The sequence below is a fragment of the Blautia sp. ZXY-1-C6 genome (assembly GCF_056339875.1).
This window is the reverse complement of record NZ_JBWJVQ010000221.1, coordinates 1-13,740: the sequence shown is the minus strand read 5'-3', so window position 1 is coordinate 13,740 and position 13,740 is coordinate 1. Positions and strand designations below refer to the sequence as shown.

Here is a 13,740-nt window from a genome sequence, read left to right as displayed (position 1 = left end):
GATATGGCATACGAAGCAGAGGAAATTCGCACCAGCCAGGAGATTTTTTATTATCTTCTGGAGCATCATGAGCTGCGGGAAGAGGACGATCAGCTTTTATATAAAGCATATACAGAGGAAGAATCCATCCGGAATCTGGTGAAATCCCAGGGAGAGATTGCGGGAAGCAATGTGGAACGCTACGGAAATGTAATCTATCTGATTCCCAAAGAGGAGAATAATTTCCTTGGCTTTTCCAAGCAGCAGCTTAAAGGTACACTGTGCAAATCCGGGGCAACGGACAAGGATTATTATCTGTCACAGTTTGTGATTCTTACGCTACTGGTAGAATTCTTTGACGGACAGGGAAGCAGCAGTAAATCCAGAGAATATATGCGCGTGGGAGAGCTTATGAACTGTCTTTCCGCCCGTCTGAAGGAAGGGGCAGCAGAAGAGACTACCACTGAAGAGGAGGAAGATGGAAAGAATCCCAAAGATACTGCTGGGATTTCTTTCAAAATCCTTTATGAAACTTACGAGGCGCTGAAGTCTGATGACAGAGGTTCCAGGATGAAGACAACCAAGGAAGGCTTTATCTACAATATTCTGATGTTCCTTCAGAAACAGGGACTGATCGAGTATGTGGTGCAGGATGAGATGATAAAAACAACCAGAAAGCTGGATAATTTTATGGACTGGAATCTTCTGAACCAGAACAATTACCAGCGGGTTCTGAGAGTACTGGGGGTGGCAAAAGATGAGTAAGATTAATGCAGTGCGTCTGATCAACGTGAATTATAATAACAATGCATACCGTATCAGCGATGAAACTCTGCACTTTAATGGAAAAAGCACACTGATCTCTCTGCAGAACGGCGGTGGGAAATCTGTTCTTGTCCAGATGCTGACAGCGCCCTTTGTGCATCCAAAATACCGCAATACCAAAGACCGATTATTTGAAAGCTATTTTACTACCAATAAGCCATCCTTTATCTTGGTGGAATGGGCACTGGATCAGGGTGCAGGCTATGTTCTCACAGGTCTTATGGTCAGAAAATCCCAGGATATGGAAGAGGACAGAAAAGAGAATCTGGATATTATTGGAATTGTCAGTGAATATCAGAGCCCCTGTATTCAGGATATCCACCACCTTCCTGTAGTGGAAAAAGGCAAAAAAGAGATGATCCTGAAGAATTTTAACTCCTGCAGACAGCTTTTTGAAACCTACAAAAAAGACAGGGATATGAAGTTCTTTTATTATGATCTGACAAACTATGCTCAGTCCCGCCAGTACTTCAATAAGCTGATGGAATACCAGATCAATTATAAGGAATGGGAAACTATTATTAAGAAAATCAATCTGAAGGAATCCGGACTGTCAGATCTTTTTGCGGACTGCAAGGATGAAAAGGGGCTGACAGAAAAATGGTTTCTCGAGGCTATTGAGAGCAAACTGAATAAGGACAAAAACCGCATTAAAGAGTTCCAGTCTATTCTGGAAAAATATGCAGGACAGTATAAGGATAACCGTTCCAAAATTAAGCGAAGAGACACAATCCGTCAGTTTAAGGAAGAAGCAAATGGGATTCAGACTCAGGCAGAAGAGTATCAGAATGCGGAGACAGAGGAAGGAAAACAGCAGAATAAAATTGCCTGGTTTATCCATGATGTAAATGGACTCTTAAGCCAGACTGAGAAAGCTCATGATCATGCAAAAGAAGTGCTGGAAGGTCTGGATCAAAAGCTTTCCAGAGTAGAATACGAGGAGCTTTCCAGCCAGGTCTATGACTATGAGGAAGAGAAGAATCTTCATATCGGAAACCGTGATATGATCGATATGGAGCGTGAAAATCTTCAGGTGCAGGCAGAACAGACAGAGAAGAAACTTCATATCCTCCAATGTGCCAGACAGCAGGATTCTGTGTCAGAAGAAAAAGGGGAACTGGATCTTCTCAGGGAGAAAATCGCAGTTGCCAGACAGCAGGGAGCTGATCTGGAACCGGAGAGAAAAGCACTTGGCCTGACCTTGAAAAACATTTTTGAAGAACGTATTCAGGATAACAGACAACAGCAGGAAAACCTGTCTGAAAATATACAGAAAAAGGGAAAAGAAGCACAGGATGAGGCGAATAGAGTCGAAGAACTGGAAGAGAAGATCCGCGACTGCTTTGGAAAAAAAGGAAAACTGGAAAGCCGGATTGAATCCTATACCCGTCTGGAAAACCAGTATAATGCCAAGTATCAGGAAGAATTAGTACGAAATATTCTGGGAACCTATGAAGCCGGAACACTGGAAATCCGTCGCCAGATGTACGAACAGGAACTGGAAAAAACAGTAAGGGAACGTACAGAAAATCAGAAGAAATGGGAAGATGACAAAGAGTTGATCCGCCGTCAGGAGCGCAGTCTGGAGGATAAGAAAGAGGCTCTGATACATAAAAAAACAGAGACAGAGAACCAGGAACATACCTATCAGCTCTATCAGAATGAACTGGAAATAAGGAAGAATATCCTGAAATATCTGGACATGGAGGAACGCCATCTTCTGGATACTGACAGGATACTGGAGAATTCTGCACGAAAGCTGCGTGAGCTGGAGGAGCTGCGGCGAAATCTGGAAAAGGAAGAGGATTCCCTGGAAAAAGAATATTTAAGCCTTACCAGCGGAAAGGTTCTGGAGCTTCCTGAGGAACTGGAGAAAGAACTGGATGATTTGGGAATTCACACAGTTTATGGTATGGAATGGCTGAAAAAGAACGGATACTCCCAGAAGAAAAACCAGATGCTGGTCCGTAAGAATCCATTTCTGCCATATGCCCTGATCCTTACCCGACAGGAAATTGAGAAGCTGGGACGAAACGACAGAAACGTCTGCACATCCTTCCCTGTGCCTATTGTAGAGCGTGAGAAAATAGAAGAATTTCAGGAAAAGTACACAGACAAAATCGTAAATTTCCCTGGAATCAGCTTTTATATTCTGTTTAATGAAAACCTCCTGGATGAAGAAAAGCTTCAGGCAATGATCTGGGAGAAAAAGAAAGAATTGGAGAAACTAAATCAGGCTGTAGATCAGCGCAAAAAGGAATACGCAGAGTATTTTCAGCGTCAGGAAACACTGAAAAACCAGTCTGTAACAAAAGAAAAATGGGAAGAAATCCAGGAGCTTCTGAAAACTCTTGAGGAAGAGAAAAAATCTCTGGAAAAGGATATCCGGGATGCAACGCAGGAGCTTGACAGTCTGAAGACAGCACATGAAAAGCTGCAGAATCTGCTCATAAAATCTGCTGCGGAAATTGACCGTCAGAAACAGCGTCTGGAAGATTTTTCCCAGTTGGAAAAAGATTATGCTTTCTATGAAAATAATCGAAATGAGCTTGAAAAATGTAAAAAGGATGAAACTCGTTTCCGGGAAAACCAGAAGCTTGCAAAGGACAGACAGGAAAAGCTTCTGGAGGAGAAAATGACTCTGGAGCATAATCTGAATATGCTGGAGAGAGAAAAAGACAAACTGGATGAAAAATATACCAGATATGCGTCATATGAGGCAGGCAGCAGAGAGTCAGATGAGGTCAGGAAACAGCAGAGCCAGCAATTTGGATTTGCCAGCATGTCAACGGAGCAGATGGAAGCACGTTATGAAGCAATCACCTCTGTTCTTTCACAGGAACTGAAGAATCTGGAAGAGCAGGAGAGAAGGTCTGCCGCACGTTACCAGAGGGAAAAGGAAGATCTGGATTATCTTCAGAAAAAATATCACTTAAAGCCTGAACAGTGGTCCGGCGTGATCTATGACAGAAAAGAAGAGTCACATCAGGAGGGAGTATTGGAAGATTTCCGCAGAAAGATCCAGACAAAGGATATGCAGTGGAATGATGCAGACAAAAAGGCAGCAGTGGCTCAGAGTAAGATCAGCGAACTGACAAAAAGAATCCACTCTGTCTGCGGTATGGAGAAACCTCTGCCAAAGGATGAGATTCAGGGACAGGATTTTCAGGCAAGGAAAAATCAGCTTCTTTATGAGAAGGAAGAAGAGAAGAAGCAGGAGGAGTTTTTGAGCGGAAAGCTTCGCAGCTATGAAGAGAATCTGACTGCTTTATCAGAGTATAATGAACTGATTCCTGTGGCTGCAGAAGACCATGAGCCGGTTTCGGAGAATCTGTCTGCGGAAGAATTAAGAAATTGCAAGGGAATCCTGATCAGGGATTATAATCAGAAAATGCGGGATACCGGACAGAAGAAGGAAGAACTGGTGCGCACGCTGAATAAGATTGTCCGTATGGAAAGCTTTCAGGATGATTTTTACAGGAAACCGCTGGAACAGATGCTGGAGCTTTCCGATGATGCAGTGCGTGTTCTGACTCAGTTAAAAACTACAGTGCAGTCCTATGACAGCCTTATGGAGAAGCTGGAGGTTGATATTTCTGTAGTAGAGAGGGAGAAGGAACGTATCACAGAACTTCTGGAGGATTATGTCCGGGAAATCCACAGTAACCTTGGAAAAATCGACCATAATTCAACCATCACCATAAGGAAAAGAAATATCAAAATGTTAAAGATCCAGCTTCCGGACTGGGAAGAAAATGCAGGGCTTTACCGTCTGCGTCTGGAAGACTTTATTGATAAGATCACTATGGAAGGCGTGGAACTTTTCGAGAAAAATGAGAACGCACAGGAGTTTTTCGGCTCCGGTATTACTACCAGAAATCTCTATGATCAGGTGGTAGGAATCGGAAATGTACAGATCCATCTTTATAAGATCGAAGCCCAGAGGGAATATCCGATTACATGGAAAGAGGTTTCCAGAAACTCAGGCGGAGAAGGATTTCTGTCTGCATTTGTAATCCTGTCCAGCCTTCTGTATTATATGAGACGGGATGATACGGACATTTTTGCAGATAAAAATGAGGGAAAGGTTCTGATCATGGACAACCCGTTCGCACAGACCAATGCCTCCCATCTGCTGATCCCGCTGATGGATATGGCAAAAAAGAGCAACACACAGCTTATCTGCCTTACCGGTCTGGGCGGAGAGTCCATCTATAATCGTTTTGACAATATATATGTGCTGAATCTGATCGCTGCAAGTCTGAGAGGCGGTACCCAGTACCTGAAAGCCGAACACAAAAGAGGGAAAGAACCGGATGAACTTGTCACTGCGAGAATTGAAGTGGGGGATCAGATGGAGCTGTTGTTTTAACTAAATCAGGTAAGTCCCTTGCAGAGACTGCGAAAAGCAAACTGCAGGGGATTCTTTTTTATTTTTTGTAACGTTTCTTCTGTCTGTGACTTAATTATATAGAAAGACATCAGATAAAATAATGATACAGCAGACAGGAGGATCATCATGAAACGATATTTTGGAATATTCAATGCAGATGAAATAAAATCAGGATCATGTTCAGACATTCAATGGAAGAAGACCGGGCTATTAAAAATCCCGAAAGATGCAGTAGGATAATAAAAAATACAAGGAGCAGGAATGGAGAAATCAGAAATCGAAACAATCTACCGGAAGTATTTCCATGATGTCTTTCTCTATATCCGGGCACTTTCCGAAAATGAAAGTCTGGCAGAGGAAATCACCCAGGAAACATTCCTGAAGGCAATGAATAATATTGAGAAATTTGACGGCCGGAAGGATATCCGCGCATGGCTATTTGTAATTGCGAAGAATACATATTTCCGCTATTGCAGACGAAATAAAATCTATGTAGGCGAAGAATTTTCAGAAATAATGCAGGATCCCATGCAGGATACATCACCGGCAGTACTGGATCAGATTGTGCAGGATGAGACAGTTCGGAATCTCAAACGCTATGCAGAACTGATACCGGAACCTTACAGGGAAGTATTTCACCTGCGGATATATGGTGAGCTCTCCTTTGAGCAGATCGGAAAATGCTATCAGAAAAGTGCAGGATGGGCAAGAGTGACTTACCATCGTGCACGCCAGATGATAAGAGCACAGATAAGTCAGGAGGAAAAGTAACATGGAAAAAATAAACTGCAACGTGATCCAGGATATTCTGCCATTATACATTGATGATGTGGTAAGTGATGACACAAAAGAACTTGTAGAAGAACATCTGCAAAACTGCGAAATCTGCCAGCGGGTATACCATGAGACAAAGACAGACCTTGAAAATGATATGAAGGTTTCAGTGCAGACAAAAGAAAGCAGCAATGAAGCAAATGATCTGAAGAATTTCAGGAAATTTTTAAAGAAAAGAAAGATAAAAACAATTCTGCTTTCCATAGCAGCAACCATAGTTTGCTTTGTGGCAGTGTTCATGTTCATGAATAAACATGTCACATATATCAGCTACAAAGATGCAGGGATAACTATTATTGAGGATAATAAAGATGAAGTAACATATAGAACAAATATAAAAGGAAATTATCGCTGGAGAACATCCTTAGACAGGGAAACAGGCGTAATGACTATCCATTTTGAACAGAGCCTGTGGGAAAAATATGTAAGCTGTATTTTTTATCCATATGATCATATTCATGATATTTTGAAGAAAGATGAGATAAAAGAAGTATATGTAGATAAGGATGGAACTACAACAACAATCTGGGAAGCTCCGGAGGAAGAACAGAAGGCTTATTTATCTGAAGAACATACAGAGCCGTTAGGATAAAATATTAGAGTATTTTTCAAACACGCTCTAAAATATGAAAGTGAATTTTAAAGCAGTCCTATAGGTTATAAGGATTTACAAAGGGGTTGTCATGGAAGGCAGCCTCTTTTTGTAATTGCTGATGGACATTCTCTTCCCATATGTTACAATAGAACAAGAATATGGAAAGAAAGACAGGAAACCTAACTATGAAAAAACAACTAAATTATGCAGATATCATAAAGGAAGCGCTGATCCTGACAGGTGCGGTAGCGATCATTGCGGCAGCAGTTTATTTCTTCCTGGTGCCGAGCCATACCTCTGTAAGCAGTATCTCCGGTCTTGGTATCGTGTTATCAAACTTTGTACCTTTATCATTGTCTGCAATCACCATGATTTTGAATGTGGTACTTCTGATTATTGGCTTCATCACCTGCGGACGCGAATTTGGCGTAAAAACGGTTTACACCAGCATCGTTTTGCCTTTATTTCTCGGATTATTTGAGAAAGTATTTCCGGATTTTGGCTCTATGACCAACAGTCAGGAGCTGGATGTGCTGTGCTATGTCTTGGTAGTCAGCGTAGGACTGAGCATTCTTTTTAACAGAAATGCATCCTCTGGCGGACTGGATATTGTGGCAAAGATCATGAACAAATATCTCCACATGGAACTGGGAAAAGCAATGTCTCTTTCCGGTATGTGTGTGGCTCTTTCCGCAGCGCTTGTATATGATAAGAAAACAGTGGTGCTGAGTATTCTGGGAACATACTTTAATGGAATAGTTCTGGATCACTTTATCTTTGACCATAATATTAAACGTCGTGTCTGTGTCATCACTCAGAAAGAGGAAGAACTGCGTAAATTCATTATCGAAGATCTGCACAGCGGAGCGACGATCTATGAAGCAACAGGTGCCTATAATATGAAGAAACGCAATGAGATCATCACGATCGTAGACAAAACAGAATATCAGAAGCTGATGGCTTACATCAATCATGAAGATCCAAAGGCTTTTGTGACGGTTTACAATGTATCGGATATGCGCTATCAGCCAAAACTGTGAGAAATATTATGGCAGGAAAGCTGTGGGTATGATAGAATAGCAGGGTGATTATATAACCATAAAGAGATTATGGTAGAAAGAGGATGAAAGATGAGAAAAGGAAAAGGAATTGCCCTGCTTCCAATTGGTGTATTTCTTGTATTATATCTTGGACTGGGCATTTTGTTTGAGTATGTGATGGAAATCCCCATGGGATTTTATAATGTGCCGATCGTAGTAGCATTTCTTGCTGCAATCCTGGTTGCCTGTCTGCAGAACAGAGCACTGGATTTTGATAAGAAACTGGAGATTATGGCACAGGGAGTTGGGGACAAAAATATCATCACTATGCTTTTAATCTTCCTTGCAGCAGGTTCCTTTGTTGGGGTTGTGGGAAGAAGCAGTGCTGAGAGTGTTGCATATTGTATGCTGAGTTTGATACCTGCCAGATTTTCAGTGTCTGTGCTGTTTATAGTCGCCTGTTTTGTGTCTGTGGCTATGGGAACCTCTGTGGGAACCATTACCCTTCTGACACCCATCGCAGCAGCAGTTTCCACAGCATCAGGATTTGATCTGGCATTTTGTGTGGCTTCTGTTATGGGAGGAGCCATGTTTGGGGACAATCTTTCTTTTATTTCAGATACGACGATTGCTGCATGTAATGGTCAGGGATGTGAGATGAAAGACAAATTCAGGGAAAACTTCTGGATCGCTCTTCCGGCAGCTTTTGCCACGCTGATTTTAATCCTGATCCTGTCATTTCAGACAGAAATCCAGGGTCGTGTGATCCAGCCCTATCATCTGACTCAGGTAATACCGTATGTGCTGGTATTGATCGGAGGAATTGTTGGGATCAATGTGTTTGTGGTATTGCTGACAGGAATCGTATCCGGAGCATTTATTATGCTGATCGGAGGACATACCACACCTGTAGAGATCCTGAAAAATATGGGATCCGGTGTATCCGGAATGTTTGAGACTTGTATGGTGGCAATCCTGGTAGCTGCCATGTGTGCGCTGATACGTGAGTATGGTGGATTCGATGCACTTCTTGGCTGGATCCATAAAATTTTCCGCGGAAAGAAAGGCGGACAGCTTGGAATGGGACTTCTGGTAGGAACTATGGATATTGCCACTGCCAATAATACAGTGGCGATCGTAATGGCAAACCCTATCGCAAAGGAAATGGCAGAAGAGTATGGGATTACACCGAGAAAGACAGCTTCCATACTGGATACTTTTTCCTGTGTTTTTCAGGGAGTGATTCCATATGGTGCACAGATGCTGGTTGCGATCTCAGCAGTGAATGAACTGGGTGGTGAGATTTCTGCATTTCAGATCATGCCGAAATTATTTTATCCCATGTTATTGCTGCTCAGCTCTCTGATCACAATTATGAGAGGCTCAGACCGTATAGGAGCTTAAAAGATTCCCCCTGCCGGAAGCTATACTTTTTTCGATTTTTTTCAAAAAATACTTGACCTTCCTCCTTGTGGAAGCAGTATAAAGGAAGCACAGACAGGGCAGTAGAGCAGCGGATCAGCTATATCTGCTGTCAGGAAAGCAAGAGGTAGCAGTATGAAGATCAAACAGGTGGAAGAGCTGGTAGGCATCACCAGAAAGAATATCCGTTTTTATGAAGAGCAGGGTCTCCTGAATGTGGAGCGTGCAGAGAACGGATACCGGGAATATCATACGGCAGATATTGCCAGACTTCAGGAAATCAAATTATTCCGGAAGATGGATATTTCAATAGAAGAGATGAGAGCTCTTTTTGAAAAAAGGAAAAGCCTGCAGTTTTGTCTGGAACAGCACCTGGGAGAACTGGAACGCCGCAGGGAGGGACTTGTGAAAATGCAGGAAATGTGTGAGCGCCTGATCGCAGAGCATCAGTCTCTGGATACCTTGAATGCCGAGAACTGTCTGGAAGAAATCGAGCAGATGGAGAAAGAGGGTGCAAGGTTTATGGATATAAAGAAAACAGATATCCGTAAGAAAAGAAGGACAGGAGCGATCATTGGAGCAGTAGTTATGATCTTGCTTATGGGATTTACCATAGGGCTTATGCTGTGGGCAAATACACAAGATCCCATACCGACCGGACTGCTGATATTCCTGATCGCCATACCGGTTGTGATCATCGGAGGAATCCTGGCAGCACTTGCAGGACGCATGAAAGAGATTGAAGGAGGAGAAGAGGATGAAGCTTCTAAGTATTGAATACATTCCGGGTGTAGAGTTTGAGGCACTGGGAATTGTAAAGGGAACAGTTGTACAGACAAAAAATGTAGGAAAAGATTTTATGGCAGGGATGAAGACCCTGGTAGGCGGAGAGATCACAGGCTATACGGAAATGCTCAATGAGGCAAGACAGATTGCCACCAAGCGTATGGTGGATGAAGCCAAAGAGATGAATGCGGATGCTGTGATCGGTGTGAAATATGGTTCCTCCCAGGTAATGTCAGGGGCAGCAGAAGTGATTGCGTATGGTACCGCTGTTAAATACAAATAATGTTCATATTTCCTGTATCGCGAAGCGTGTTGCTGGGAACGGAGTGAGCAGTAACATAAGTCCGGCGCAGGTGGCTGAGAGAATCCACTTGCGCTATTTTGTTTTACAAGGTATATTTATTTTAGAAATATTTGTCTGTGTCTACAGCAGAGATGACGATTTATATGTAAAAAACAAAAAGGGATAAAACATGCTGTTACGGAAGAATTTAGAAATGTACGGGATAAGGCCAAAGGAGTCCAGTATATAGAAGAACAGCAATAGTATAATATTACGCAGTCTGGAAGGAGTTTCACGAATGAAGATAGAAGGAAATCAGAAAGAGCTAGATGCAATGGCAGAATTCCACAAGGGAAATAGAACAGAAGGTCTGAGGCTTCAGGAAGAATTTGCAGCGGAATTTCGTGAAGAATATAAGGATAAAGACCATTGTTCCTGTCAGAAAGCCTGCCGTTATCATGGAAATTGCAAAGAATGTGTGGCAATTCACAGAGCTCACCAGGAACATGTCCCTAATTGCATGCGTCCGCTGATTAATAAGAAATTGAAACTGCTGTCGGAACTGACAGAGCATACACTTGCAAATGAAATAGAAGCGCCACATGAGATTCTGAGAAAAAAATAAAAAATGACTTTTAGAGATAAACCAGTAAAGGGTTATCTCTTTTTTTATTTTGATCAAAAGGGAAAACTTTTGTCTAAATTGCTATAAATATCAAAATGAAAATAGAAACTTAAAAATGAGCAATATATACAAAAATGCAATAAAAAAATTATATATAAATCACAATATGCACATAAAACTGTCCTTTTTTGACAGTGAAAAAGGATAAAAATGACAGAACAGATTTAAGATTTCAGGATAGAATGAGATTGTAAAAAAGAACTGAGAACTGAAATCTCATAAAACGTATAAAAACTATCAGGAGGAGATAAGAGTATGAAAACACAGTGCCATAATCCGTATCTTCCGCTTTATGAGCACATCCCGGATGGCGAACCACATGTATTTGAAGACAGATTATATGTGTTTGGAAGTCATGATCTTGAGAATGGAAATGAATTCTGTGAACTTGATTATGTGGCATGGTCAGCACCAACTGATGATTTATCAGACTGGCGATATGAGGGTGTGATCTATCGCAAAGATCAGGATCCGTATAATACAGATTTTCTTCCTATGTATGCTCCGGATGTGGTAAGAGGACGAGACGGAAGATATTATCTGTACTATTGTGTGAAATTTCAGGATGCCATTCATGTGGCAGTGAGTGATGATCCGGCGGGAAAATATGAGTTTTACGGAAGAGTCCATTATAAGGATGGAAGAGTGATGTCCGATAACCAGACGTATGATCCATCTGTCATCTGCTCAGGAGAGGGAAATTTCCTATACTTTGGATTTGCACCATGCATGATCAATATTCCAAGGTATAAAGATCAGGATCTGCAAGGTGGCAGTGTTCTTCAATTAGAAGATGACATGCTGACTGTAAAAGAGGGACCAGTGGTAATTCTTCCAAGTCTGAAATATGGAAAAGGAACATCTTTTGAAGGAAACGAATACTTCGAGGGACCTTCCATTCGTAAGATAAATGGAAAATACTATCTGATTTATTCATCTGTCAATACGCATCAGCTTTGCTATGCAGTCAGCGATAAACCAATGGAAGGATTCACTTTTGGTGGAGTGATCATAAGCAATGGTGATGTGGGATACTGTGGACGAAAAGAAGAAGAAAAACTGATGTCAGTAGGTAATAATCATGGCGGTCTCGTAGAAGTCAATGGACAGTGGTACATTTTTTATCACAGACATACTTATTTAAATCAATATAATCGCCAGGGTTGCGCAGAGCGTATTTTCTTTGATAAAAATGGAAAAATTCCTCAGGTTACGATTACGACCAGCGGAATGAATCCTGAACCTTTATCGGGAAATGCATCTTATCCGGCAGTCTATTGCTGTAATCTGACAAATGGACATATGGGGGCGTTATCTTCATTGGGAAGAACCAATAAAGAAATTGATTTTCCATATATGACCTGCGAAGCCGGAGAGCGTTTTATCACAAATATAAAAGACAGAAACAGGATCGGATATAAATACATCAATCTGAAAGAAACAAAGAAAATTGAAGTGATATATCAGACGGATACAGATGGAGAACTGGAGATATATACGGAACTTGGAAAAGAATCGAAAGGTATCATAAAACTGGCTCCATCTACATGGTGGAAGGCAGCAGAAACAAATGTTTCATTTGAACATGACAGGGTTTTATATTTGGTATACAGAGGACAAGGTTCACTTTCTCTTATAACATTGAATCTTAAGAATTAATAAAATCTGTGAATGGATGAAATGTAGAAAAAATAGAGAACAATAAAAAAACAAAATCAGACAAGGAGGAAGAAAATGAAAAACAAACGACCTACATGGAAAGAAATCATCGCATTTGCTGTAGGAGATGGCGGATGCAACCTGGTATGGACAACGATTGGTTCTTACCTGACACTGTATTATACAGACAGTGTAGGACTTGCAGCAGCGACAATCGGAACAATGATGCTTCTTACCCGACTGCTGGACGGAATTTCAGACCTTATTATGGGAAGTATTATTGACCGCACACACACAAGATGGGGAAAAGCAAGACCGTGGATCTTATGGACAGCATTTCCTATGGGCATTGGACTTGTGCTCATGTTCAGCATACCGAAAGGGCTGAGTGATGGAGGTAAATTAACGTATGCAGTTATTACATACATATTGATGGCAGTAGTTGTTTACACAGCATGTAATCTGGCATATAATACGTTACTTTCACTTGAGGCACCAAATCCCAAAGATCGTGTAACCATGAGTTCCATTCGTTTCTTTGTAACGATGTCAGTGGTACTTTTCATTAATTATAACTGCAACAATTTCGTTGCAAAATTTGGCTGGACAGGAATGGCTGTTATCTTTGGAGCCATCGCAATTATTTTGCTTTTGATTACATTTGCAGGTACACAGGAGCGTACAAATCTGGAGAAAAATACCGCTTCAGAAGCAAAAGAAAAAGTAAGTGTCGGGGAATCCTTCAAGTTACTTTTTAAGAATAAATATTTCTGGCTTCTAACGGTTGTATTTGTTGTAAATTATACAATTCTTGGCGTAAATAACGGACTTCGTATTTATTATGCGAGAGACGTACTTGGAAATGCCGGACTTATGGGAACTCTTACTTTATGCTTTATTCTCCCAAAACTGATCGGAAACCTGGTTTATCCATATATCAACAGAATGCTTGGAAAATGGAAAAGCATGATGGTTGGATACTGCATTGAACTTGCAGGTGTACTGATTATGGCATTCACCGAGACATCATTTACAACAGCAGTAGTAGGCCTGGTGTGCCTTGGAATCGGTGGTATTCCTCATAACGCAGGATTGTTTGCGATGGTAGCAGATGTTATTGACTACGGTGAGTGGAAAACAGGTGTACGTCTGGATGGAATGACAAACTCAGTTACGTCCTTCGGTATGAAAGTAGGTGCAGGTATTGGTTCCGCAATCGTAGGATGGGGACTTGCATGG

Annotated in this window: 11 protein-coding genes; all 11 read left to right on the top strand. The window is 41.5% G+C overall.

Annotated elements, in window-relative coordinates:
• Positions 1 to 3: 3 nt before the first annotated feature.
• Positions 4 to 744, top strand: a complete 741-nt coding sequence (locus AC075J_RS13555; protein WP_008705122.1) for a DUF6063 family protein — start codon at positions 4 to 6, stop codon at positions 742 to 744.
• Positions 737 to 5,176, top strand: a complete 4,440-nt coding sequence (locus AC075J_RS13550; RefSeq protein ID WP_476390420.1) for a coiled-coil domain-containing protein — start codon at positions 737 to 739, stop codon at positions 5,174 to 5,176. Before AC075J_RS13555 ends, AC075J_RS13550 begins: the two co-directional genes overlap by 8 nt.
• Positions 5,177 to 5,458: 282 nt before the next feature.
• Entirely contained in the window at positions 5,459 to 5,968 is a 510-nt protein-coding gene (locus tag AC075J_RS13545) for an RNA polymerase sigma factor (RefSeq protein ID WP_022381006.1), read from the top strand.
• Between the two features lies 1 nt (position 5,969).
• The gene (locus AC075J_RS13540) at positions 5,970 to 6,623 is read left to right on the top strand and encodes a zf-HC2 domain-containing protein (RefSeq protein WP_022381005.1); all 654 of its coding nucleotides are present in this window, start codon (positions 5,970 to 5,972) and stop codon (positions 6,621 to 6,623) included.
• Between the two features lie 188 nt (positions 6,624 to 6,811).
• Positions 6,812 to 7,666 carry a YitT family protein gene (locus tag AC075J_RS13535; RefSeq protein ID WP_476390419.1) on the top strand — a complete coding sequence of 285 codons (855 nt, stop codon included), beginning with the start codon at positions 6,812 to 6,814 and terminating at the stop codon, positions 7,664 to 7,666.
• A 90-nt stretch (positions 7,667 to 7,756) separates the two neighbouring features.
• A complete protein-coding gene (locus tag AC075J_RS13530) occupies positions 7,757 to 9,070 on the top strand; it encodes a Na+/H+ antiporter NhaC family protein (RefSeq protein WP_476390418.1) in 1,314 nt (437 codons plus the stop codon).
• A gap of 153 nt (positions 9,071 to 9,223) precedes the next feature.
• Positions 9,224 to 9,865 (top strand): MerR family transcriptional regulator, encoded by a 642-nt coding sequence (locus AC075J_RS13525; protein WP_055060018.1) that lies wholly within the window; start codon positions 9,224 to 9,226, stop codon positions 9,863 to 9,865.
• The gene (locus tag AC075J_RS13520; protein WP_008705112.1) at positions 9,846 to 10,157 is read left to right on the top strand and encodes a YbjQ family protein; all 312 of its coding nucleotides are present in this window, start codon (positions 9,846 to 9,848) and stop codon (positions 10,155 to 10,157) included. Before AC075J_RS13525 ends, AC075J_RS13520 begins: the two co-directional genes overlap by 20 nt.
• Before the next feature lie 298 nt (positions 10,158 to 10,455).
• Positions 10,456 to 10,782, top strand: a complete 327-nt coding sequence (locus tag AC075J_RS13515) for an LPS biosynthesis protein (RefSeq protein WP_117674922.1) — start codon at positions 10,456 to 10,458, stop codon at positions 10,780 to 10,782.
• 315 nt (positions 10,783 to 11,097) lie between these two features.
• Positions 11,098 to 12,501: a family 43 glycosylhydrolase gene (locus AC075J_RS13510; RefSeq protein ID WP_117674921.1), complete on the top strand. Its 1,404-nt coding sequence runs from the start codon at positions 11,098 to 11,100 to the stop codon at positions 12,499 to 12,501.
• A gap of 75 nt (positions 12,502 to 12,576) precedes the next feature.
• On the top strand, positions 12,577 to 13,740 hold a 1,164-nt coding region (locus AC075J_RS13505; protein ID WP_476390417.1), incomplete at its 3' end, for an MFS transporter.